Annotated in this window: 23 protein-coding genes; 4 read left to right on the forward strand and 19 right to left on the reverse strand. The window is 71.7% G+C overall.

Annotated features, from left to right (window positions below):
- Nucleotides 1-144 precede the first annotated feature (144 nt).
- From ACP6CK_RS23465 to ACP6CK_RS23480, 4 genes are read right to left on the reverse strand one after another with little or no spacing between them, the layout of a single operon-like run.
- Nucleotides 145-945, reverse strand: coding sequence for a maleate cis-trans isomerase family protein (locus ACP6CK_RS23465; protein ID WP_426955743.1), 801 nt, complete (start codon nucleotides 943-945; stop codon nucleotides 145-147).
- Nucleotides 946-964: 19 nt separating this feature from the next.
- Nucleotides 965-1,753: an HpcH/HpaI aldolase family protein gene (locus ACP6CK_RS23470; RefSeq protein WP_426955744.1), complete on the reverse strand. Its 789-nt coding sequence runs from the start codon at nucleotides 1,751-1,753 to the stop codon at nucleotides 965-967.
- Nucleotides 1,754-1,758: 5 nt separating this feature from the next.
- Nucleotides 1,759-2,538 carry a creatininase family protein gene (locus ACP6CK_RS23475; RefSeq protein ID WP_426955745.1) on the reverse strand — a complete coding sequence of 260 codons (780 nt, stop codon included), beginning with the start codon at nucleotides 2,536-2,538 and terminating at the stop codon, nucleotides 1,759-1,761.
- Between the two features lie 32 nt (nucleotides 2,539-2,570).
- Nucleotides 2,571-3,545 carry a tripartite tricarboxylate transporter substrate binding protein gene (locus tag ACP6CK_RS23480; protein ID WP_426955746.1) on the reverse strand — a complete coding sequence of 325 codons (975 nt, stop codon included), beginning with the start codon at nucleotides 3,543-3,545 and terminating at the stop codon, nucleotides 2,571-2,573.
- Between the two features lie 143 nt (nucleotides 3,546-3,688).
- Here ACP6CK_RS23480 and ACP6CK_RS23485 point away from each other — a divergent pair, with 143 nt between their 5' ends.
- A complete protein-coding gene (locus ACP6CK_RS23485; protein ID WP_426955747.1) occupies nucleotides 3,689-4,351 on the forward strand; it encodes a GntR family transcriptional regulator in 663 nt (220 codons plus the stop codon).
- A 44-nt stretch (nucleotides 4,352-4,395) separates the two neighbouring features.
- Here the strand turns inward: ACP6CK_RS23485 and ACP6CK_RS23490 are convergent, their stop codons facing one another.
- A complete protein-coding gene (locus ACP6CK_RS23490) occupies nucleotides 4,396-5,352 on the reverse strand; it encodes a tripartite tricarboxylate transporter substrate binding protein (protein WP_426955748.1) in 957 nt (318 codons plus the stop codon).
- Nucleotides 5,353-5,561: 209 nt separating this feature from the next.
- Between ACP6CK_RS23490 and ACP6CK_RS23495 the strand changes: the two genes are divergently transcribed.
- Nucleotides 5,562-6,830 (forward strand): NAD(P)/FAD-dependent oxidoreductase, encoded by a 1,269-nt coding sequence (locus tag ACP6CK_RS23495; protein ID WP_426955749.1) that lies wholly within the window; start codon nucleotides 5,562-5,564, stop codon nucleotides 6,828-6,830.
- 1 nt (nucleotide 6,831) lies between these two features.
- On the opposite strand, the gene ACP6CK_RS23500 is transcribed toward ACP6CK_RS23495, so the two are convergent.
- The 9 genes from ACP6CK_RS23500 to ACP6CK_RS23540 form a co-directional block, all read right to left on the reverse strand.
- On the reverse strand, nucleotides 6,832-7,830 hold the full coding sequence (locus ACP6CK_RS23500) for an SAM-dependent methyltransferase (protein WP_426955750.1): 999 nt from the start codon (nucleotides 7,828-7,830) through the stop codon (nucleotides 6,832-6,834).
- Between the two features lie 218 nt (nucleotides 7,831-8,048).
- Nucleotides 8,049-9,029, reverse strand: a complete 981-nt coding sequence (locus ACP6CK_RS23505) for a Bug family tripartite tricarboxylate transporter substrate binding protein (protein WP_426955751.1) — start codon at nucleotides 9,027-9,029, stop codon at nucleotides 8,049-8,051.
- Between the two features lie 96 nt (nucleotides 9,030-9,125).
- Nucleotides 9,126-9,455 (reverse strand): hypothetical protein, encoded by a 330-nt coding sequence (locus ACP6CK_RS23510; protein WP_426955752.1) that lies wholly within the window; start codon nucleotides 9,453-9,455, stop codon nucleotides 9,126-9,128.
- Nucleotides 9,452-9,970: a hypothetical protein gene (locus ACP6CK_RS23515; RefSeq protein WP_426955753.1), complete on the reverse strand. Its 519-nt coding sequence runs from the start codon at nucleotides 9,968-9,970 to the stop codon at nucleotides 9,452-9,454. The genes ACP6CK_RS23510 and ACP6CK_RS23515 overlap by 4 nt, the downstream gene beginning before the upstream one ends.
- Nucleotides 9,971-10,159: 189 nt before the next feature.
- Entirely contained in the window at nucleotides 10,160-10,927 is a 768-nt protein-coding gene (locus ACP6CK_RS23520; RefSeq protein ID WP_426955754.1) for a (Fe-S)-binding protein, read from the reverse strand.
- Between the two features lie 121 nt (nucleotides 10,928-11,048).
- Nucleotides 11,049-12,116, reverse strand: coding sequence for an ABC transporter ATP-binding protein (locus ACP6CK_RS23525; protein WP_426955755.1), 1,068 nt, complete (start codon nucleotides 12,114-12,116; stop codon nucleotides 11,049-11,051).
- A gap of 2 nt (nucleotides 12,117-12,118) precedes the next feature.
- Entirely contained in the window at nucleotides 12,119-13,864 is a 1,746-nt protein-coding gene (locus ACP6CK_RS23530; RefSeq protein WP_426955756.1) for an ABC transporter permease, read from the reverse strand.
- A gap of 3 nt (nucleotides 13,865-13,867) precedes the next feature.
- Complete coding sequence (locus ACP6CK_RS23535) at nucleotides 13,868-14,932, reverse strand: ABC transporter substrate-binding protein (RefSeq protein WP_426955757.1); 1,065 nt, start codon at nucleotides 14,930-14,932, stop codon at nucleotides 13,868-13,870.
- A 16-nt stretch (nucleotides 14,933-14,948) separates the two neighbouring features.
- The gene (locus tag ACP6CK_RS23540) at nucleotides 14,949-16,004 is read right to left on the reverse strand and encodes an ABC transporter substrate-binding protein (RefSeq protein WP_426955758.1); all 1,056 of its coding nucleotides are present in this window, start codon (nucleotides 16,002-16,004) and stop codon (nucleotides 14,949-14,951) included.
- Between the two features lie 262 nt (nucleotides 16,005-16,266).
- Between ACP6CK_RS23540 and ACP6CK_RS23545 the strand changes: the two genes are divergently transcribed.
- Together ACP6CK_RS23545 and ACP6CK_RS23550 are read left to right on the forward strand one after the other, a co-directional pair.
- Nucleotides 16,267-17,010: a GntR family transcriptional regulator gene (locus ACP6CK_RS23545; RefSeq protein WP_426955759.1), complete on the forward strand. Its 744-nt coding sequence runs from the start codon at nucleotides 16,267-16,269 to the stop codon at nucleotides 17,008-17,010.
- Nucleotides 17,007-17,837: a sugar phosphate isomerase/epimerase family protein gene (locus tag ACP6CK_RS23550; RefSeq protein WP_426955760.1), complete on the forward strand. Its 831-nt coding sequence runs from the start codon at nucleotides 17,007-17,009 to the stop codon at nucleotides 17,835-17,837. Before ACP6CK_RS23545 ends, ACP6CK_RS23550 begins: the two co-directional genes overlap by 4 nt.
- 46 nt (nucleotides 17,838-17,883) lie before the next feature.
- Here the strand turns inward: ACP6CK_RS23550 and ACP6CK_RS23555 are convergent, their stop codons facing one another.
- From ACP6CK_RS23555 to ACP6CK_RS23575, 5 genes are read right to left on the reverse strand one after another with little or no spacing between them, the layout of a single operon-like run.
- Nucleotides 17,884-18,855, reverse strand: coding sequence for a Bug family tripartite tricarboxylate transporter substrate binding protein (locus ACP6CK_RS23555; RefSeq protein ID WP_426955761.1), 972 nt, complete (start codon nucleotides 18,853-18,855; stop codon nucleotides 17,884-17,886).
- Nucleotides 18,856-18,878: 23 nt separating this feature from the next.
- Complete coding sequence (locus ACP6CK_RS23560; protein WP_426955762.1) at nucleotides 18,879-19,730, reverse strand: ABC transporter substrate-binding protein; 852 nt, start codon at nucleotides 19,728-19,730, stop codon at nucleotides 18,879-18,881.
- Nucleotides 19,727-20,749: an amidohydrolase family protein gene (locus ACP6CK_RS23565; protein ID WP_426955763.1), complete on the reverse strand. Its 1,023-nt coding sequence runs from the start codon at nucleotides 20,747-20,749 to the stop codon at nucleotides 19,727-19,729. The genes ACP6CK_RS23560 and ACP6CK_RS23565 overlap by 4 nt, the downstream gene beginning before the upstream one ends.
- A 47-nt stretch (nucleotides 20,750-20,796) precedes the next feature.
- Complete coding sequence (locus ACP6CK_RS23570; protein WP_426955764.1) at nucleotides 20,797-21,813, reverse strand: catechol 2,3-dioxygenase; 1,017 nt, start codon at nucleotides 21,811-21,813, stop codon at nucleotides 20,797-20,799.
- 42 nt (nucleotides 21,814-21,855) lie between these two features.
- On the reverse strand, nucleotides 21,856-22,848 hold the full coding sequence (locus ACP6CK_RS23575) for a LysR substrate-binding domain-containing protein (RefSeq protein ID WP_426955765.1): 993 nt from the start codon (nucleotides 22,846-22,848) through the stop codon (nucleotides 21,856-21,858).
- Nucleotides 22,849-22,870 lie beyond the last annotated feature (22 nt).

Consider the following 22,870-nt stretch of genomic DNA (forward strand, 5'->3'; position numbering starts at 1 on the left):
CAAGGCTGTGGGGAAGGAATTCCCCACAGACCCCCTATCTATTTTTTGTCTGGCTACCCCGGGACAGTTCTGAATCGTGCCGCGGCAGCCTGATAAAAATAGATGAGGGGCTTGGGGAGAATACTTTCTCCCCAACCTTTTTCTTCAGGCCGCGCGCGCTGGCGCCGTCGGCAGGGCGAAGGACTCCATCGTGATCGGCGCGGTGCAGTCGGTCAGCAGGCGGCCGTAGCCCTCGATCCGGTCGGGCAGGCCGAGCATGCGGAGGCAGGCCCAGAAGCAGGCCTGGTTGCTGGTGACGACGGGCTTGCCGAAATCGGCCTCGATCTGCGCGATGACGTCGAGTGTCGGCAGGTTCGTGCAGGAGATGAAGATGGTGTCCGCGTCCGGGCGGTTGGCGGCGCGGGCCATCTGGTAGATGTGCTGCGGCGGGACGCGGCCGATGCCGCGGCGCTCCTCCTGCGTCTCGCCGAGGCGCAGGCCGTGGAGGGACGTGACCTCGAAACCGTAGTCCTGGAGGAAGCGGCGCTCGCTCTCGTTCACGAAGTCCACGTAGGGGGTGGCGACGGCGACCTTGCGGGAGCCGAGGGCGCGCAGCGCCGCGACGACGGCGCCGGCGGTGGCGACGGCGGGCACCTTCGTGCGGGCCTGGAGGTCCGTGACGATGTCCTGCAGCGAGCAGACGATGGAGCCGGAGGTGCAGCCATAGGCGACCACGTCCACTTCGGCGGTGGCGAGGTCATCGCCGGCGACCTTCACGGCCTCGGCCATCTTGAAGTAGCTCTCCTCCGTCGCCTTGCCGAGGAGGGTGGCGCGGGCGGTGTGGATCGTCACGCCGCGAGGGGCGAGCCGGTAGAACTCCGGCTCGTTGATCGTGTTGGTGGAGGGGACGATCAGCCCGATCTTCCCGCGCCAGCCATAGGGACGGTATTCGGCAACGGCCTTCATGGGGGATTCCTCCTTGGGGTCAGTCGCGGGCGGCGAGGGATTTCAGGCCCTGTGCCGCGCCGGAGAATGCGTTGAACAGGACCGCGGCGTCATTCGCGAAGGGCATCCAGCGGAGACCCTTCGCGAGATTCGCTTCGGCCGCCTTCATGTCGGCGGACGACCAGCCGAAGGGGACGTTGCGGGCGGTGCAGACCTCCGCGACGCGGTCGAAGGCGGCGCGCATGAGGGGGTGGCTCATCTCGCCGGGGACGCCGAGCGCTTGGCTGAGGTCGTCGGGGCCGACCATGATGCCGTCGAGGTCGGGAACGGCGCAGATCTCCTCCAGCGCGTCGAGGCCGGCCTGGGTCTCGATCATCGCGACGGTCAGGCCCTCCGCGTTGCCGCGGGCGATCTGTTCCGCGGGGTCGGAGAGCTTTAGGTAATCCGTGTGCGGGCCGCGGAAGTTCAGGATGCGCTCGCCGCGCGGATAGTACTTCGTCGCGCGGAGGACGCGGTCGAGTTCGTCGGCCGAGGTGACGTTGGGCAGGAGCAGGCCCATGGCGCCGGCATCCAGCGCACGGGTCATGACATGCGGGGAGAGCAGGCCGGCGGGGCGGACGATCGGGGCGATCCCGGCCTCCCGCGCCATGATCGCCAGGGTCGAGACGTCGCGCACGGTGAAGTCGGTGTGCTCTGTCTCCAGGATCACGAAGTCCAGGCCGCAGGCGGCCAGGAGCTTCATGAAACGGGGATGGTTCACCAGGGTGCACCAGGTGCCGAAGGCGGGCTTGCCCTGAGCCCAGAGCGCCTTGACCGGGTTCTCGCGCATCGCGGTCAGGCCTTCAGGACCATGGTGGAGAAGCGGGTCGCGGCTTCCACGCCGTAGGCCACCGCGTTCTCCCAGACCGTGCGGCCCTTCTCCGCCGTGGCGGAGGTCGGGTCGCCCTGGATGCCGAGCGGCGAGTAGTCCGAGATGTCGGAGAAGACCATGAAGGACGACTTGCCGAGCGAGACCTTGCCGGAGGAGACGGTCTTCACGCCCTCGGTGAAGGGGCGCAGGGCGGCGGGGGCCTTCGCCTCGTCCATGAAGACGAGCTCGGGGCAGAGGTGCAGGGCGACGGAGGTCACCATCTCCCCGCCATGGCCGGTCGGCGCCTGCTTGGACGCGTATTCCACGCCGCCGACATCGCGCATGACGGAGAAGATGTCGATCACGCCGCCGACCGCGTCGTGGTTCGCGCGCAGGGCGCGGCAGACGCTCTCCAGCGGGCCGAGGGAGCCGGCGTGGATGTTGATGAAGAAGAAGTGCTTGAAGCCCTGGGAGGCCAGGCCGTCGCAGACCTCGCCGACATAGGCCTCGACCGTCGCCATCTCCGACGAGCAGGTGCCGGCGTAGTCGAGGAACATGTGGGAGTAGTTGAAGGGCGCGATGGGGATAACGGCGAAGCCCGCGCGCTCCCCGACCTGGGTGGCGTATTCCTCGCAGATGCGGAGCTCGGTGCCCATGGCGAGGTGCGGGCCGTAGCACTCGGTCGCGCCCACGGGGATGAGCACGGTGTCCTTGGATTTCAGGTATTCGGCCACCTTGGTGGTGGGAACGCGGTCAGTGCGCATACTCGGTCCTCAGTTGATCCGAAGAGGGTTCTTCAGCGGTTCCAGGGCGTGGCGGCCCACAGGGCGCGCAGCTCCGACTCCATGCCGGAGAGCAGGCGCGCGTAGTCCTCGCCCTTCACGTAGCGGATGACCTGCGTCGCGCCGGCCATGGCCGCCTGGTACTCGGGATCGGCCATGACGGCGTCCAGCGCGCGGATGATCTCCGCCACCGTCGCGGGCGGCGTGTTGCGCGGGGCGCCGAGGCCGCGGAGGGAGCCCGTCTGCACGGGCAGGCCGAGTTCCGCGAAGGTCGGGATGTCCGGATGCGTGGCGAGGCGCGCCGGCGACATCACGCCGAGGATGCGCCAGCTGCCATGGCCGCCGGACCCGCCGGCGAAGCCGATCGCTTCCCCGAAATTCGCGGTCGCGACGTCGATCTGGCCGCCGATCAGGGCGGTGGCGACGGCGGAGGAGCCGGAGAAGGGGATGTGCTCCGCCGTGGCGCCGGCGGCGCGGCCGGTGAGGAGCATCGCGATGTGGCCCGCGGAGCCGACGCCGGCCGTGCCGTAGTTCAGCGCGCCGGGACGCGCGCGCATCGCGGCGATCAGCTCCGGCAGGGTGGCGATCGGGCCGTCGGTGCGGACGGAGAGCGTGCCCGGATCGTCCACGAGGTTCGCCAGCGGCACGAAGGAGTCCAGGCGGAAGCGCGCGGACCGCTCGATCGGGATGGTCAGGACGTTGGGCGTGTTGAGGATGGTGAGGGTGTGGCCGTCCGGCGCCGCCTCCGCGCCCGCCGCCATGCCGATCTCCCCGCCGGCGCCGGGGCGGTTGATCACCACGACGCCGCGCCCGCCCGTGTGGCGGTCCAGGAAGCGCGCCAGCAGCCGCGCGGTGATGTCGGTGCCGCCGCCGGCCGCGAAGGGAACGATGATCTGGACCGGGCGCTCCGGCCAGGCCGCCTGCGCCGGTGGCGCGACCATTGCGAGGGTCGCCGCGGCCACCGCGGCGAGGGTCCAACGTCTCAGCATGCAACGCCCCGTCTGAAAGAAGGGTCGTGCGTCCGGCTTCCCCGACCATGCCCGTCGGATCTCCTGTCCTGGACTGGTCTGCCAGTGGTATACCGTTGGTCCATCCGGCTGGCAATGGCATAGAGAGGGCCGGAGGGCCGTGCATGGACGGAGAGGTTTCGGTGCGGTCGCCTTCGGCGAACCTCGCCTATGAGAGCCTGACGGAGATGATCCTCTCCCGCCGGCTGGCGCCCGATGCGGCGGTGTCGGAGCGGCGGCTGGCAGCGGAGCTGGGCGTGTCCCGCACGCCGCTGCGGGAGGCGCTGCGGCGGTTGGAGGGGGAGGGGGTGCTCGCGCGTCGGGGGGATGGCGCGCTCGCCGTCCGCCGGCTGGACGTGGAGGAGGTGCTGGAGGTTCTGTCCGTCCGGCGGATGCTGGAGGTGGAGGCGGCCGCGGCGGCGGCGGGCCGCGTCCCCGCGCCGGTGATCGAGGGACTGCGGCGGCGCGTGCAGGACCTGCTGGCGGCCGGGGATCCGCAGAGCCCGGAGCGGCTCGAGGTGGACCTCGCGCTGCACGCCGCGATCGGCGAGGCTTGCGGGAACCGGACGCTCGCGACGCTCATCGCGGAGCTGCGGCGCCGGCTGCTGCTCTTCGCGACGCGCCGGGTGCCGGAGCGGCTGGAGCCGGTCTGCGCGGAGCACCTGGCGATCCTGGATGCGCTGGCATCGGGCGATGCGGGGGCGGCGCGGGCCGCCATGGCGGCGCATGTGGACAGCACGCGGCTGGGGATCGTCCGGCGGCTGGTGTCGCTGGGGGAGGGGGGCTGAGCGGTCCGGGGGAAAGACCTTCTCTCCCCCGGCCTCACCCTGCTCTAGGCCCAGGGCTTCGAAGTCCAGAGCGACCGGAAGCGACGGTCCTCGTTGCGCAGGAAGGCCGCATAGGTCGCGGCGTCCATGAAGCGGAGCGGCTGCGAGGTGCGCTGGCAGGCGGCGCGGTACTCCGCGTTCTCCATGACCTTCGCCACGGCGGCGCCGATGCGGGCCGCGACCTCCGGCGGCATGTTCTTCGGGCCGCCGAGGCCGCGCAGGCTGCCCATCAGCACGTCGAAACCCTGCTCCCGGAAGGTGGGCAGCTCGGGGGCGAGGGGGGAGCGGCTCTCGGCCATCACGCCCACCGCGCGCCAGGGGTTCTGGGAGGTCATCGCCATGCCCTCTCCGAGGTTGGCGGTGCCGACGACCGTCTGGCGCTGGACGAGGCCGAGGACGGAGGCGGGCGCGGAGTTGTACGGCACGGGCTCCAGTTGCACGCCCGCCGCGGCCTCCAGCAGGCGGACGGAGAGCCAGGAGGAGGAGCCGGCGCCCTGGGTGGCGACGGTGACCGCGCCGGGTTGGGCCCTGGCGGCGGCGACGAGGCCGGGGACGTCGCGGATCGGGCTGTCCGGGTGAACGGCCATCACGCCCGGGTCCTCCACGATCCCGGCGAGGTAGGTGAAGCTGTCGAGGTTGAAGCGGGGCGTGCGCTCGATCGGGAGCGTCACCACGCCCGGGGTGTTCATGATGCCGAGGGTGTAGCCGTCGGGGCGGGCCTCGGCGATCGCGTTGAGGCCGATCTCGCCGCCCGCACCGGGGCGGTTCACCACGGCGATCGCCTGGCCGAGCTCCGGTTCCAGGTACTGGGCGAGGGTGCGGGCGGTGAGGTCGGTGCCGCCGCCGGCGCCGAGCGGGACGATGAGCTGGATCGGCCGGTCCGGCCAGGCGGCGCGGGCGATCCGCGGTGCGGCGAGGAGGGCGGGGACGGCGAGAAGGGCGCGGCGGGCGAGAGCGGGCATGGCGGATCCTTTGGGCACCGGGCGTGACCCGATGCCGCGGCGGCAGTCCGTGCAGGCATTCCCGGCGGCCGGTCCGGGAATTCGTGCCCCGGTGCGGTCGCGCCGAGGCAGCATAGAGCAGTTCGTGGACCAGTGGTATACCGTTTTGTGCGGTGCGTCATGGCGCGCCGTGGCCCGGGCGATCACCGGGCCGTTGCAGGGGGATGCGCATGGCGCGGGTGGGAGAGGGCGGCGGGACGGTCCTGGTGCTGGGGGCCGGCGTGGCGGGACTCTCGGTGGCGCTGAATCTCCGGCGGGCGGGGCGGGACGTGGCCGTGCTGGACCCGGCGGAGCCGGGAAGCGGGGCGTCCTCGGGCAATTCGGGGCTGATCAGCGCCTCGGCCGTGGCGCCGCTCTCGATGCCCGGGATGCTGCGGCAGGTTCCGCGCTGGCTGCTGGACCCGCTGGGGCCGCTGGCGATCCGGCCCGCCTATCTGCCGCGGGCGGTGCCGTACCTGCTGCGCTGGGCGCGGGCGGGGCGGCCGGAGCGGGTGCTGGCCGTGTCGGACGGGCTGCGGGCGCTGCACGCAGCGTCCCATGACGAGTGGGCCCGGCTGCTCGGGACGGAGGGGGCCGAGGGGTTCATCCGGCGGACGGGGCAGGTGCTGGGCTTCGAGGGGCCGCCGTTACCCGGTGCGGGCGCGCTGGACGCGATGCTGCGGGAGCGCCACGGCATCGCGGCGGAGCCGCTGGACCGGGCGGCGATGGAGCGGATGTTCCCGGGGATCGCGCCGGGCGTCACGCGGGGGCTGCTGCTGCCGGAGAACGGGCACAGCCTCGATCCCGGGCGGATGGTCGGGGTGCTGGCGGACCGGCTCCGGGCGGAAGGCGGGGCGATCCGGGCGGAGCGCGTCCGGGCGATCCGCCCACGCGACGGGGGATGGCAGGTCTCCACGGAGGCGGGGGAGCATGCCGCCGCGGTCGTGGTCGTGGCGCTGGGGGCCCGGTCCAACGCGTTGCTCGCGCCGCTGGGCCGCCGCCTGCCGATGGAGGCGGAGCGGGGCTACCACGCGATGCTGCCGGAGCCCTCCGCCGCGCTGCCGCGGCCGATCTCCTTCCGGCACCGCGGGCTGGCGCTGACGCCGATGGCCGGGGGGCTGCGCGCCTCCGGCACGGTGGAGTTCGCGGGGGTGGAGGCACCGCCGGACATGCGGCGGGCCGAGGGGCTGGTGCGGCAGGCGGCACAGGTCTTCCCCGATCTGCGCCACGGGGCGCCGCGCTTCTGGATGGGTGCGCGGCCCGGGCTGCCGGACAGCCTGCCGGCCCTGGGCGCGGCCGGGATGCCCGGGCTGTTCCTCTGCACGGGCCATGGGCATTTCGGCCTGACCAGCGGCCCGCCCTCGGGCCGGCTGGTGGCGGAGATGATTTTGGGCGTGCCGCCCTTCCTGGACGCGGGGGCCTATGACCCCGGGCGCTTCGGGACGTTCCGGCGGGGCTGAGCTACCCGGCGGCCTCGACCACGAGGCCGATGGAGGTGGCGACGAGGCCCTGCACGGAGAGGCGGAGGTGCGGCGGCTCCGGGATCGGCATCGGCCAGTCGGCGCCGGGATAGGGCGGCAGGTCCACGAAGCGGTCCAGCAGCCCGTCGCCCGTGCCGAAATCCACGGGCAGCATCCGGTGGCCGGCGGCGGCCAGGCGCGTTCCCAACTCCTCGATGTGCTGCTGCTGGAAGAGCACGGTGGGGCCGCGCTCGACCGTCGCGCCCGTCGGGTTGATGTTGAACTCGGTGGTGTGCACGGCGACGCCGCCGGGGCGGAGGCACTTCATCGACTCCACGACGAAGTCCAGGCCCTGGTCGATCGAGCCGCAATGCTCGAAGGAGCAGATGGACCAGAGGAAGTCGAAGGCGCCGTGCAGGTCGGCGGGGATGGCGTTCATGTCCACCGCGCGGATGCCGACGCGGGCCTCGAAGGTCTCCGCGTCCAGCAGGCCCGGCTTGAAGATCGTGTCCACCGAGCCGCCGTGCTGCTCGGCATTGATCCAGGCGCGGGCGCGCGGGTCCTGCATGTCGAGGTCCGTGGCGAGCACCTGCACGCCGCGGGCGGCGAGGAAGCTCGGCAGCCATTCGGCGCCGACCGCGAAGCCGAGGCCGCGGCGGCCGGGCTCCATCATGCCGCGCTCGTGCAGCTGCTGCAGGGCGTAGCAATCCTCCCACACCTTGCGGTGGTACATCGGCACGAAGCCGATCTGGCCGCACCAGTGGCGGAGCCAGTGGCTCTCGATGTCCTCCTGCCGGCAGAGGCGGCCGCCGAAGCCCATCTCCACCGGCTCGGGCGGCAGGGGGGCGAGCCGGCCGGCCAGCCCGGCCTCGTAGAACTGGCTGGCGATCGCGGAGCCCAGGACCTTGCTGTTCCAGGCCGCCAGCTCCGCGTTGCGCGCCGCGGCCCGGGAGGTGAGCTCCAGCGCCTGAAGCGTGCTGACGACCCCGTCGGAGCCCATGCGGCCGGCACCCCGGACAAGCGATTTCAGTCGATGGAGCAAGGCGGTGCGGTCTCCAGGCCGGGCCGCGGCCGATGGCGGGAGCCATCCGGGCCGCGCCGGCGGGCAAGCGGTCTGCGGGGTCCGGGCGCGGCCCGGAGGTCACCCCCGGCGTCATCCCATGCCAGAAGCATACCTAACGGGGCTTCGGGCGGGGCGCCACCCGGGGGACGGGGGCGTCAGCTGTCCAGGCGGATGCCCAGCTCCCGGATCAGCGGCCGCCAGACGGCGTTGTCCTGCCTGATGAAATCCGCGAAGGCGGCGGGGCTCATCGCCGCGCTCTCGATGCCCAGCGTGCGGAAGCGGGACTGCATGTCCTCCGAGGCGATGGCGCGGTTCAGCTCGGCCGAGAGGCGGTCGAGCACGGACGCGGGGGCGGTGGCCGGGACCGCGAGGCCCTGCCATCCATAGGCGATGGCGTCATGGCCGAGCGCGCGCGCCGTGGGCACGTCGGGCGCGGAGGGCGCGGGGCCCTCGGACATCACCAGGATGGCGCGGACGCGGTTGTCCCGGATGAAGGGGGTGCCGGTGGCGCAGTCGATCACCACGCAGTCCACGTTGCCGGCGAGCATGTCCTGGATGGCCGCGGGGCCGCCGCGATAGGGGACGTGCGTCACCTCGAAGCCGCCGGACACGCGGCGCCGGAGGTACTCCATCGCGAGGTGGTGCGGGGAGGCGACGGCCGGCGTGCCGTAGGTCCAGGCGCGGCCGCGCGTGGCGGCCAGGAAGCCGGCGAAGTCCGTGACGGGGCTGTCCGGACGCACGACGAGGAAGAGCGGGAAGCGGCCGATGAAGCCCACCCCCGTCAGGTCCCGGTCGGGGTCGTAGGGCAGGCGGGCGTAGAGCGCCGGGTTGTAGCCGATGATGCCGTTGTCCACGTGCAGGATCGTGTGGCCGTCCGTGGCGCGCGCGACCGCTTCCGCCGCGACCACGCCGCCGCCGCCGGCGCGGTTCTCCACCACCACGTTCTGTCCGAGGCGCGGCGCCATCTGCTGCGCGATGATGCGGCCGAAGGTGTCCGACGCGCCGCCCGGCGGGTAGCCGATGATCAGCCGCAACGGCCGGTCCGGCCAAGCCGTTCCCTGCGCGCGGAGGGAGGCGGTGAGGGCGGCGGCGCCGAGCCCGAGGGCCCCGCGCGCCAGGTCGCGGCGCGTCAGCATGACCGGTCCTTGGCCTGTTCAGGAGCGGCCATCATGCGGCAGCGCCGGGCGGGCGCCAACGCCGCGGCGGGCTGCGCCGCGCGTCGCCGGTTCCGCCTATCGCCCGACCATGTCGGGGAAGCTTTCGAGGAGTTCCGCGCAGAGCCTCTCGCGGCCGCGCTCCCGTTCGTTCCGGTCGAAGTCCTCCGACCCCGCGCGCAGGTATTCCTGTCCCGAGACGTTCGAGAGGCGCCGGGTGCAGGCGCGCGCGGATTCCTGCATGGAGGGGGCGTAGCGCGTGAAGCCGCAGCGCGCCTGAGCGCGGCTGAGGAAGCCGTGGGTGCGGACGGTCAGGGCGCAGTCCTGTTGCTGGGCCAGGGCCGCTGGGCCGGGCAGTCCGAGCGCCACCGCGAGAAGGGCCCGGCGCAGGTGCGGGAACCCGATCAATCGGTGGGACGGTCGCTGACGGCGGGGGCGGCCACGGTGCCGGCCAGGCGGGTGCCTTCGCCGAGCCGGATGGTTCCGTCGGGCTGCGGCACGGCGAGCGGCGCCACCATGATCTGGGCGCTGTTCCCGGTCACGCCGAGGGCGCGGGCGACGGGCGGGGTGATGTCGAGCAGGCGGCCCTCGCTGCCGGCCTGCACGCGGACGAGCGTGGTGCGGCCGTTCTGCAGGTTCTGCACCCGGGCGGTCGTGCCCACTGGCAGGATGCCGCTGGTTCCGACCGCGTCCGCGGCGGCGAGGGCCGGGTCGCGCAGGACCTGGGCCTCGGTCCGGCGGGACCGGCCGGACCGGTCGGCGGCCGCGGCCCGGGGCGGCGCGCTGGGTGCGCGGGGCGCGATCTCGATGATGGTGCCGGTGGCGCGCTGCTGCGCCGCGGCCGTGATCGGCCCGGCCTGCAGCGCGCAGAGCGCCGCGACGACCAGACCTGCGGTCTTGCCCCACATAACCTTCGTCCCCAAGGCGCGCATCCGCTCGGTGAGGAGCGTTCCCCGATGCCGGCCCACTCGAGAGAAACGCACGGAGCCGGGTGGTTGTCACGCATTATAGCGCGCTGTTGCGCGGCCGGTGCTGCACGCCCTCGTTAGCGTTTCGAGGCCGCAAAGACAGGCCGCGCCAGGTCTCATGGCCGGGCGGGTGGCGCCCCTGTTCTAGGGGGCGGCCTCGCCGATCGGGGCGACCTCCTCCGTCAGGCCGGCGAGCACTTCGGCGACGTGGCGGACGCGGATGTCGGAGCCTTCCCGCTTCAGGCGGCCGGCCATGTTCAGCAGGCAGCCCATGTCGCCGGCGAGGAGGGTGTCGGCGCCGGTGGCGCGGATGTCGGCCACCTTGTCCGTGACCATGCGGGTCGAGATCTCCGGGTACTTCACGCAGAAGGTGCCGCCGAAGCCGCAGCATTGCTCGGGCTCGGCGAGTTCCTTGACGCTCAGGCCGGGGACGGCGGCGAGGAGGCGGCGGGGCTGGGCGCGGACGCCGAGTTCGCGGAGGCCGGAGCAGCTGTCGTGGTAGGCGGCGACGCCGTCATAGCGGGCGAGGGTCTGGTCCATGCCCATGACGTCCACGAGGAAGGAGGTCAGCTCGTGGGTCTTGGCCGCCAGGGCCTCGGCGCGGGGGCGGTACTGCGGGTCGTCCTCGAAGAGGCTGGGATAGTGGTGTGCGATGGTTCCGCCGCAGGAGCCGGAGGGGACGACCACGTGGTCGTAGGAGAGGAAGGCGTCCACGACCGCGCGGGCGAGGTCGCGGGCCGTGGCGCGGTCCCCGGCGTTGTAGGCGGGCTGGCCGCAGCAGGTCTGGGTGGGGGGGACCTCCACCGTGCAGCCGGCCGCTTCCAGCAGCCGGATGGCGGCGAAGCCGACCGTGGGGCGGTAGAGGTCCACGAGACAGGTGACGAAGAGCGCGACGCGCGGCCGGGACTGCATGACGCTTACGATAGTCCGGTTGGACGACGTTCGGAACGCCTGGTGACCCCGTATCCGGCTTCCGCGGCAGCCTTGAAGAAAAAGATGGGGGTCCGGGGGAATTCCTTCCCCCGGCCTTGCTTCAGGCCACCATCGCCATCTGCCGTGGATCGAGCTCGATCCAGACGGACTCCCCGACCTCATGGACCTGGAGAGGGGGAGCGGAAGCGCGGAGGCGCATCCCGTCCCCGCCGGCCTGGATGACGTAGTCCCAGGTCTCTCCGAGGAAGGTGCGATGGGCGACGACGCCCTCCATCATCGGGCCGTCGCCGGCCGGGCGGGCGCGGTGCAGGCCGATGCTCTGGGGACGGACGGAGACGAGGATGTCGCCCCCGCCGGCGGCGGCCGCGCCTGGCACCTGGCCGGCGGGGACGGAGACGCCGCCGAAGCCGATCTCGCCGTTGCGGAGTTCGGCCGGGAGGAGGTTGGTGCGGCCGATGAAGCCCGCGACGAAGCGGGTGCGGGGGCGGGTGTAGAGGAGGTGGGGGGCGTCCACCTGCTCGATCTTGCCGGCGTTCATCACGGCGATGCGGTCGGAGGTGGCCATGGCCTCCGACTGGTCGTGGGTGACGTAGACCGTGGTGATGCGGAACTCGTCGTGCAGGCGCCGGATCTCGAAGCGCATCTCCTCCCGCAGGTTGGCGTCGAGGTTGGAGAGGGGTTCGTCGAGAAGGAGGACCTGGGGCTTCACGACGATGGCGCGGGCGAGGGCGACGCGCTGCTGCTGGCCGCCGGAGAGCTCGGCGGGGTAGCGGGCGGCCAAGTGGGACATCTGGACCACCTCCAGGATCTCGCCGACGCGCTTCCTGATCTCCGCGCCGGGCAGCTTGCGGAGCTTCAGGCCGAAGGCGACGTTCTCCTCCACCGTCATGTTCGGCCAGACGGCGTAGCTCTGGAAGATCATCGACATGCCGCGGCGCTCGGGCGGCAGGGTGGCGCCGGGGGCGGAGATGACCTCGCCGTCGAGGGTGATGGTGCCCTCGTTCGGCTCGACGAAGCCGGCGATCATGCGGAGCGTCGTGGTCTTGCCGCAGCCGGAGGGGCCGAGGAGGGAGACGAACTCCCCCTGCTCCAGCGTGAGGTCGATGCGGTCCACGACGCGGAGGGTCCCGTAGGCTTTGGTCAGGCCCTGGAGGGAGAGACGGGACATGGTCAGCTTCTCCGCAGCATGAAGTCGCGGCCGGCGAGCTTCATGCCGATCGCCACGAAAACGAGGGTGATGGCCAGGAGCAGGCCGCCGAAGGCCGCGAGGACCTCGAAGTTGCCGGCCTCGCTGAGGTCGTACAGCAGCACGGACATGGTCCGCGTGCGCGGGCCGACGAGGAAGATGGCGGCCGAGAGCTCGCGGGAGGCGACGATGAAGACGATGAGCCAGCCGCCGAGCAGCGCCTTGCGGACGAGGGGCGCGGTGATCTTCCGCACGGCGAGGAGGCGACCGCCGCCGAGGATGCGGGCGGCCTCCTCCATCTCCGGGTGGACGGCCCGGATGGCGGAGGAGGAGTTGGCGTAGGCGATGGGCAGGAAGCGGGCGGAGAAGGCGAGGATGATGATCGCCGCCGTGCCGTAGAGGGAGAAGGGCGGCGAGGCGTAGGCCGCGTAGAAGCCGATCGCCATGATGATGCCGGGGATGACGAAGGGCGCCATGGCGAGGAAGCCGAGCGCGTCCCCGAAGGGCACGAGCTTGCGGTTCACGATGTAGGCGATCATCAGCGCGAGCACGACCGCGATGGTGGCGGCGGCGGCGGAGAAGAGGATCGTGTTGCCGATCGAGGTCATGGCCATGTCGTGCTCGAAGATGAGCAGGCGGTAGTTGGCCAGCGTCAGGTTGTCCCAGGCGAGGCCGCGGCCCCAGGCGCGGGCGAAGGAGGCCTGGAGCAGCACGAAGAGCGGCGCGGCGACGGCCATGATGCCGACGCCGGCGCACCAGGCGAAGGCGACCCAGCGCCAGGGCCCCAGGCGGATCATGCGGCGCTCCCCGCCCTTGCCGGTCTGGGAGACGAAGCCCTTCCGGGAGAGGAGGAGCTTCTGCACCACGATCATGCCGACGGTGACGAGGAGGAGGGGCATGGCGTAGGCAGCCGCGACCTCCACCCGCACGGGGTATTCGAAGAACTGCCAGAGCTGGGTGGTGACGACGTTGATGCGGGCGGGGATGCCGATGATCGCCGGCGTGCCGAAGAGCGCGATGGCCTCCAGGAAGACGATGATGAAGCCGGCCATGATCGCGGGCCAGACGAGGGGGAGGGAGACCTTCCGCATCGCCGTCCAGGTGCCGGCGCCGAGGATGTTGGCGGCGTCCTCCATCTCCGAGGAGACAAGGTCCAGGGCGGACTTCACGAAGATGAAGACGAGCGGGAAGGCGCCGAGCGCCATGACGAGCGCGAGGCCGGTGAAGCTGTAGATGTTGAAGAGCGGCCCCGACGCGCCGGTGAGGCCGCGCCAGGCGAGGTTGAGGAAGCCGGAGTTGGGGCCGGCGAGGAGGATCCAGCCGACGGCGCTGAGATAGGGCGGGAGGATGAAGGCGCCGAGCACGGCGGCCCAGGTGATGCCCTTGCCCGGCATGTCCGTGCGGGAGACGGCCCAGGCCATCGGCACCGCCATGATGCAGGCGAAGGTCGCCGCCGTGAGGCCGAGGGTGAGCGAGTTGATCAGCGCATCGACGTAGCGCTGCCGGCCATAGGCGGCGAGGTAGTTGGCGACCGTGAAGTCGCCGGTCGTGCGGGATTCGAAGGAGACGACGAAGAGCTTGCCCAGCGGATAGGCGACGAGGAAGAGCAGGGCGAGGATCAGGACGATCCAGAGGAGCGAGACCGGCTCGAAGCGGCGCATGCGGCCGCGCAGGCCGCCGCGGGCGGAGGAGGCGGGGGCGGCGACCCCCGGCAGGGCGGCGTCGCTCACGCGTCAGATCCCGAAGGTGTCACGCCAGAGTTCCTTCACCTCGCCGATCTCGGCCTCCACCTGCTCCGCCGTGGGGGCGATCAGGCGGATGTCGTTCAGGGGGCGGGAGCCCTCGGGCGGGGGAACCTCAGGCCGTAGGGATTCGGCGTAGAAGGGGCGGGTGGCGGCAGAATAGGCGGGGCCGGTCATGAACTCCATGAAGAGGCGCGCGGCGTTCGGGTGCGGGGCATTGACGATGGCGCCGCTGGGGGCGGAGGAGATGACCGTGCCGTCCTCCGGATAGATCAGCGTCAGCGGGTTGCCGCGGGAGGCGCTGTAGAGGGTGGCGGCGGAGGGAATGGCGACGCCGATCACGCGCTCCCCCGCGTTCAGCGTGGTGACGGGGTCGCCGGCGGAGCGGCCGATCTGGGGCTTGTTGCGCTCCAGTCCGCGGAAGAAGCCCTCTCCGTAGAGGCGGCGCATCATGATCGCCCAGACGCCGATCGCGCCGCTGAAGCCGGGATGGCCGACCGCCAGCTTGTCGCGCCACTTGGCGTCGGTCAGGTCGCGCCAGGACTTCGGCGCCTCCGCCTCGGTCACGCGGTCGGCGCGGCGGGCCATCATGTAGAGGGCGAGGTAGGTGACCTGGAAATGGCCGTCCCGGTCCGCGGCGTCCTGCGCGGCGCGGACCATGCCGGCGGCGTTGACGGGCTTGTAGGGCATCAGCCGGCCTTCCCGCTTCAGGAAGGTGAGGTGGCTGGTGTCCGTGGAGGAGAAGACGTCGCACTGCGCCGTCCGCGCGCGCCCGTCCTGCGAGAGGCGCTGGAAGGCGACCTGGGAGGTGCTGCGGACGACGTTGCACTTCACGCCGGGGTAGCGTTCCGAGAAGGCGCGGCCGACGGCCTCGGAGGGCTCGGCCTGGAGCTGGCCGGTGTACCAGGTGATCTCGCCCTCCCGCCGCGCGGCCTCGTGCAGCTGGCGCTCATGCGCGGGCATGTCCTGCGCCTGCGCGAAGCGCGCGGGCAGGATCGCCGCCGCAGCAAGGGCCGCGGTGGCGCCGAGAACCTGCCGCCGTGTCGTGTCCGTCATCACCCAATCCCTGTTGTCAGACGCCAAAGGTGTCGCGCCAGAGTTCCCGCACCTCTGGCACCAGTCTCTCCTGCTCCTCCAGGCTGGGGGCTAGGAGGGTGGTCTCGCTGAGCGGGCGGCCACCTTCCGGCGGCGGCACATCGCCGCGGAGCGGCTCGTTGAAGGTGAGGCGCACGACGGCCGACATCGCCGCGCTCGCCTGGTACTCCATGAAGAGCTTCGCCGCGTTCGGGTGCGGCGCGTTGGAGGGGATGCCGGAGGGCGAAATGGCGGCGAGCACGCCTTCGCGCGGATAGATCAGCCGCAGCGGGTTGCCGCGGGACATGCTGAGCGCCGTGGTGCCGATGGGCACGCAGAGACCGACCGAGCGTTCCCCGGCGTTCAGCGTGGTGACGGGGTCTTGGGAGGAGCGGCCGATCTGCGGCCGGTTGCGCTCCAGCGCGCGGAAGTAGTCCCAGCCGTACATCTTGCGCATCTGCACGGCCCAGACGCCGATGGCGCCGCTGAAGCCGGGATGGCCGACCGCGAGCTTGTTCCGCCACTTCGGGTCCAGGGGGTCCTGCCAGCCGACCGGCGCCTCCGCCTCACTGACGAGGCGGGTGTTGTGCGTCATCAGGAAGAGGCCGAGGAAGCTCGTGTGGAAGTAGTTGTCGGGATCCACGTTCTGGATCGCCGGCAGCATGCCCGCGACGTTCTCCGGCTTGAACTGGATCAGCCGATTCTCCCGCTTCAGCTGTGTGAGGTGGCCGGAGTTGGTGGAGGAGAACACGTCGCACTGGCCCACGCGGGCGCGCGCGTCCTGCGAGAGGCGCTGGAAGGCGACCTGTGAGGTGCTCCGGACGACGTTGCAGCGCACGCCGGGGTAGCGCTCGTTGAAGGCGCGGCCGACGGCCTCCGACGTCTCGGCGTTGTACTGGCCGGAGTACCAGGTGATCTCGCCCTCGCGGCGCGCGGCCTCGTAGAGCTGGCGTTCATGCGGGGGAAGGTCCTGCGCCGCGGCGCGCAGGGCGGGGGTGGTGATCACGGTGGCGGCCGACAGGGTCAGGAGCCGGCGTTTGGTCAGGCGTTCCATGATGGTGGTTGTTCCTCCCTCTGTGCCGCCCGGTCTCATGCCAGGTCGGCGTCACGCGAGATCCGGGCGCAGCAGACGCCAAGACGGCGGCGCGCATGCACGGAGCACGCGTGCGCCTGCCGCAGGGCGGATCGGGCAGCCTTGAGCGGAAACGATTGCGTGGCGCCGCGGCACGGCGGCCCGCATGGACCTTCTCCCCTGCTTTCTTTTCTCTTCGACGGCAGCTTGTCAGCCCCTCGGTCAACTGTAAACAATTTCCGGCATGACCGAAGCCACTTCGGCAAACCTTCCGCAGGCGGAAAACCCGCCGCGTCGCCGGCGCACGCCGCAGCCGCTCGGCATCGACGTGGCGCGACGGCTGGAGGCGCTCATCCTCGACGGGACGCTGGAGCCGGGCGCGCGGCTGAACGAGGTGGCGCTGGCGCGACGCCTGGGCGTGAGCCGCGGTCCCGTGCGGGAGGCGGCGCGGGCGCTGGAGAAGAACGGGCTCGTCACCGTCATCATGAACCGCGGCGCGTTCGTCCGCAGCATCACGTTGCAGGAGGCGTGCGACATCTACGAGATCAACGGCCTTCTCTTCGGGCTGGCCTGCAGCCGGGCGGCGACGTCGCTGCCGGCTGCGGAGGCCGCGGCGCTGCGCGGCTTGGTCGCGGCGATGGATGCCGCGATGGCCTGCGACGACCGGGACGCCTTCTTCGCCGCGAACTCTGCCTTCCACGCGGCGATCCTCGCGGCCTGGGGCAATCGGGAGGCGCAGGCCCTCTACGGCCAGCTGACGCGGAAGATTCAGCTCCTGCGCCGGCGCTCCTTCGACCGGTCCGGGCATATGCAGGACTCGAACGCCCAGCACCACGCGATCCTCGACGCGATCCTGGCGGGGGATGCGCCCGCCGCCCGGCGGCATGCGGAGGCGCATACGCGGATGGGCTGCGCCCGCTTTCTGGAATCGATAGGGCACTTCGCGGCGGACGAGAACACCACAACGGAAGGGAGGACCACGAGATGAGCCTGATGGAGCGGATCGGCGTGGATATCGGCCGCAAGATGCGGCTGGAGGACGCGATCGAGTGGGCAGCCGGGAAAGGCGTGCGCCACATCGACATCCAGCTGGACACCGGCGAGAACGCGGTGACGAAATTCGACGCGGCGCGGGCGAAGGGGGTGCGCGCGCTGCTGGAGAAGCACGGCGTGCATCTCGGGCTGCACACGCTGTCCGCGGTGAACGTGGCGGAGTACTCGCCCTTCCTGTCGGATGCGGTGGACGCGTATCTCCGGGCCTATATCGACGCGATGCCGATGCTGGGGGCGGAGCATATCGTCGTGCATGCGGGCTACCACTTCACGGCGGACGTGCCGATGCGGATGGAGGCGGGGCGCGAGCGGCTGAAGCGGATGGTGGGGTACGCCGAGACGAAGGGCGCGCTGCTGCTGCTGGAGAACCTGAACAAGGAGCCGGAGGATGCGGAGGTCCACTACCTCGCGCACACGGTCGAGGAGTGGCGCTACTACTACGAGGCCATCCACAGTCCGGCCTTCGCGCTGAGCTTCACGGCCAACCACGCCCATCTCATGCCGGACGGGGTGGAGGGGTGGCTGGCCGCGATCCCGATGGAGCGGGTGGTGGAGGTGCGGCTGGCGGATTGCTGGCGCAACGGCCACGAGCAGCACCTGATCCCCGGCGAGGGCGACTTCGACTTCGGCGACATGTTCCGCCGGATCGAAGCCATGGGCTTCAAGGGCCACTACATGAACGCCTTCGGCAGCGCCGACGACATGAACGCCGCGCGGGCGCGCCAGGTGGAGGCGGCCCGCGCGGCGGGGGTGGCGGTCTAGGGCAGCGGGGCGCCGCGCGCCAGATCGGGCGCGCGGCGCGGGCGGGTCACTGCACCCGGATGTTGCGGGCGCGGACGAAGTCGCGCCACTTCGCGTTCTCCGCCGCGAAGTAGGCGGGCCATTCGGCGACGGGGCGCACGTCCGGGGTGACGGTCAGGGAGTCGAGGCGGGGCTTCACCTCCGGCGCGGCCAGGGCGGCCGCGCTGGCGGCGTTCAGGCGCTGGAGGACAGGCGCGGGCGTGCCGGCCGGGGCGAGCAGCGCGACGTGCTCCACCACCTCGAAACCGGGGTAGCCGAGCTCTTCGAAGGTCGGGACATCGGGCGCGAACGGGGAGCGGACGCGCATGGTGTTGCCGAGCGCGCGCAGGTCGCCGGACTGGATGTAGGACATGACGGCGGCGCCGGGCATGAAGAACATGTCGGCCTCCCCGGCGAGCACGCCCTGGATGGCGGGGCCGCCGCCGCGATAGCCGACCTCCGTCACCTGGAGGCCCGCCATTTGGAGGAAAAGCTCCGTCGCGAGGTGCGAGGTCGCGCCGACGCCGGCATTGGCGTAGACCTTCCCCTGCCGCGATGCCTTCACGAGGTTCACGTAGTCCGCGACGCTCCGCACCGGCGAGTTGCGCGGCACGAGCATGAAGAGCGGCGAGGAGGCGAGCAGGCCGGCGCCGACGAAGTCGCGCTCCTGGTTGTAGGCGGTCTGGTACAGGTGCGGCGCGACGGCGTAGGTGGAGTTGGGCGCGAGGACGATCGTGTAGCCGTCCGGCCGGGCGCGGGCGGCCTGGGTCATGCCGATCGTTCCGTTGGCGCCGCCGCGGTTGTCGACCACGAAGGAGCGGCCGAGGTCCTGCGACAGCCGGGCGGCGAGGACGCGCGCGAAGGTGTCGGTGGGGCCACCGGGAGGCCAGGGCACGACCATCGTGACGGGGCGTGCGGGGTAGTCGCCCTCCTGCGCGAGCGCGGGGCGCGCGAGCGGAAGGGCCAACGCCGAGGCGGCGAGGGCGCGACGCGTGATCATGATGTTTCCTCCCGGTGGTGAGTCTAGTCGGTGGTGGGCGGGGTTCCGTCCCAGATCTCCGCGAGGGTGAGGGGGCGCTTCATGAGCCCCTGTTCCACGCAGAGGCGGGTCGCGAGCGTCAGGGCGGGATTCAGCGCGGTGCGCCCGCCCGGGGGCGTGATGCCGCCGAGGAGGCGGACGATCTCCGGCGCGATCTCCGGGTGCGCCTCGGCGACGTCGCGGCGCAGGACGAGCAGGTGGTTCACCGGGACGAAGCCGTGGCGGGCGCGGAAGGCCTCCCCGGCGGCGGCCGGATCGGGGAAGACGGGGCGGAGGTCGTCGCCCTCCGGCAACTCGTTGCCGAAGATCGCGGCGTCCAGCGATCCGTCGCGCAGCATCGCCGCGATGTCGGCGCCGGCGGGGGCGCGCTCGGCCCAGGGCGGGTCGTGGTAGGTGGGCTCGTGCGCGTCCTCGAAGGTGACCCAGCGGACGGAGTCCGAGGGGACGCCGTGCTCGGCCAGGGTGCCGCGCAGCCAGAGGCCGGTGGTCTGGGAATAGGCGCGCACGCCCACGCGCTTGCCGCGCAGGTCGGCGGGGCCGCGGATGGCGCTCCCCTTCAGGCAGAGGAGCGCGCCCTCCTGGAAGCGGGAGGCCATGACGACGGGCAGCAGCACGAGCGGGCGGCCGGCCTCCTTCGCCATCAGGAAGGTCGCGATCGCCATCTCCGAGAGGTCGAAGCGGCCCTCCCGCACCATCGGCGCGAAGGCCTTGCTGATCGGCCGGATGCCCGCATCCTCGATCCGCAGCAGGGGCGAGGTCGCGATGCCGTCCAGCACCGGGGCGCTGTGGGCGTAGCGGCCGATGGCGGCGCGGAGGGTGAGGGGACCGGCCGTCACCGGCCCTGGCCCTTCAGGATCGCGTCCAGGCGGGGGAAGACGCGGCGGGCGTTGCCCTCGAAGACCTTGCGCTTGTCGGCCTCGGGGATCGCCAGGGCGTCGATGTAGCGCTTGGTGTCGTCGAAGTAGTGGCCGGTCTCGGGGTCGATGCCGCGCACGGCGCCGACCATCTCGGAGCCGAAGAGGATGTTGTCGATGTCGATCACCCGGAACAGCAGGTCGATGCCGGGCTGGTGGTAGACGCAGGTGTCGAAGAAGACGTTGCGCATGATGTGCTCGGCCAGGGGCGGGCGCTTCAGCATGTCGGCCAGCCCGCGGTAGCGGCCCCAGTGGTAGGGCACCGCACCGCCGCCATGCGGGATGATGAAGCGGAGCGTCGGGAAGTCCTTGAAGAGGTCGCCTTCCAGGAACTGCATGAAAGCCGTGGTGTCGGCGTTGATGTAGTGGGCGCCGGTGGCGTGGAAGTTGTGGTTGCAGGAGCCGGAGACGTGGATCATCGCCGGCACGTCCAGCTCCACCATCTTCTCGAAGAAGGGATACCAGGCGCGGTCGGTGAGCGGCGGGCCGGCCCAGTGGCCGCCGGAGGGGTCGGGGTTCAGGTTGCAGCCGATGAAGCCCATCTCCGTCACGCAGCGCTCCAGCTCCCCGATGGAGTGGGTGATGGAGACGCCGGGGGATTGCGGAAGCTGGCAGACGCCGACGAAGTACTGCGGGAACAGGTCCACGACGCGCTTGATCAGGTCGTTGCAGCGGCGGGTCCAGGCCTGGCTCACCGCCTCGTTGCCGACATGGTGGGCCATGGTGGAGGCGCGGGGGGAGAAGATGGTCAGGTCGGCGCCGCGCTCGCGCAGGAGGCGGAGCTGGTTCTTCTCGACGGATTCGCGGACCTCGTCGTCAGAAATGTCGGGGTAGGCGGGGTCCACGTCGCCGCCCGACTTGAAGGCCTTCGTCTGCTGGTCGCGCCAGGCGTCATGGGCGGCGGGGGCGGTGGTGTAGTGGCCGTGGCAGTCGATGATCATCGGCGGTTCTCCAGCGTGTTCCCGGTCCCTTCGCGCGCTTCGCGGCGTCAGGACGCGATCCCCTTATCGGACAGATCGTCCACGCCGGCGACCTCCTGATCTCCATGGCCGGGCAGGGGCGGGGAGCCGTGGGTGTGGAAGCTCTCGATCGTCTTCAGGCCCCAGGCCTGGCCCTTCTTCCGCTCGGTCTCGGTCCAGGTGATGGTCTTCCAGTCCGGCGCGAGCACGAGGCGGGCGCCGGCATTGGCCACCTCCACGCGGTTGCCGCCGGGCTCGTAGACGTAGAGGAAGAAGGTCTGCTGCACCGCGTGCTTGTGCGGGCCCGTCTCGATGAAGACACCGTTCTCGAGGAAGATGTCGGCGGCCTGCAGGATCGCCTCCCGGCTGTCGAGGGCGAAGGTGACGTGGTGGAAGCGGCCGGGGACGCCGTGCGCCTCCTTCGTGAAGGCGAAGTCGTAGGACTTGTTCGTGGCGGTGAGCCACATCCCCGCTTCCTCTCCGCTGTCGAGCTCGATGCGCTCGGTGCAGCGGAGGCCGAGGGTGGACTGGAAGAATTCGCGGCAGGCGCGCACGTCCACGGCGAGGCAGTTGAAGTGATCGAGCCGGCGGACGTTCACGCCGCGGCCGGGGATGCGCTGCGCCTGGTTCTTCAGGGACGGGCGGAGCTCGGGCGGGGCCTCGTACCACTCGGTCTCGTGGTAGAGCTCGAAAACGTGGCCGTCGGGGTCGCGGAAGCGATGGCCGGTTCCGTGGCCGAGGTTGTTCTCGTAGGGCGTGACCTCGGTGCCGGCGGCGCGCAGGGCGGCGAGGCGGCGCTCGAGCGCCTGCGGGGAGCGCGTGCGGAAGGCGGCGTGGCCGAGGCCGGAGGTTTTCGAGCCCGTCAGGACGAGGGAGTAGCGCTCATAGTCGTCCCAGCCGCGGAGGAAGACGCTGTCGCCCCTGCGGCCGCTCTCCGTCATGCCCATCACGTCCACGAAGAAGCGGAGCGATTCCTCGGGCTTCGGCGTCAGCAGCTCGACATGGCCGAGATGGGCGATGTCCATGATGGGCTCGGGCGCTTGCATCGCGTCTCTCTCCCTGCCGCGTCCGGGGCGGCGGCGGGACGCTTAGCCCCGCCGGCGGCGGCCTGTCCTATCGCTTTTTCGGGATGAGCTATCAGGTTCCGGCATATCCGTGAGGCCGCGGGCCGTGATCTCCGCGATGTGGTCACGCAGCGCGGCGATGAAGGCGGCGGTGGCGGGGGAGGGTGGGTCCGCCGGCAGGACGAGGCCGGCCGGGCGCGGTGGCGCCGGCACGGGGAGGGGGACGACGCGCAGCGCGCCGCGCAGGAGATCGCCGACCATCATGGAGCGCGGCATGACCGAGACGTGGTCGGTCGCGAGCAGCATCTCCCGGATGAAGCCGTAGGAGGAGGAGCGGAGCGGGCCGGTGCGCGAGAGGTTCAGCAGGGCGAGAAGCTGCTCGATCTCCTGCCCGACGCGCTGGCTGACGGTGGGCAGGACAAGGTCGTAGGGGGCGAGGGCGGCGGCATCCACGGTCCCGCCCGCCGCGAAGAGCGGGTGGCCGCCGCGGGCGAGGATGGAGATGGGTTCCTCCCACAGCGCCTCCCGCACGAAGCCGTCCGGGATGGCGGGGGCGTAGAGGCGTCCGACGATGAGGTCGATCTCGCGGGCGGCGAGGAGGGGGAGGAGGTCCTCCATGCGGCCCTGCTCCAGCCGGACCTTCACGGCGGGGTGCGACGCCTTCAGGCGGATCAGCGCGCCGGGCAGCACGCCGACGGCCGCCACGGGCAGGACGCCGACCGCCACGGCGTCGGCGGGGGCGTCCAGCTCCTCCTCCGCCCGGTGCATCTCGGCCAGGACGCGGCGGGCGAGGCGGATGATGACGGTGCCCGCCGCAGTGGGCCGCACGCCGCGCGCGTGGCGCTCGAAGAGCTGGGCGCCGACGACCTCCTCCATCTCCCGCAGAGTGCGGGAGAGGGCGGGTTGGCCGATGCCGAGCGCGGCGGAGGCCTTCAGCAGGGAGCCGTGCGTTGCCAGCGCGTCGGCGACGCGCAGCGCCGCGAGCTTCAGGCGCTGGTCGAGGAAACGGCGCGGCATCCGGCTCCTCCTCCGGCCGGTG

Origin of the sequence: Muricoccus radiodurans (assembly GCF_050154705.1) — a bacterium.
Lineage (GTDB): Bacteria > Pseudomonadota > Alphaproteobacteria > Acetobacterales > Acetobacteraceae > Roseomonas > Roseomonas radiodurans.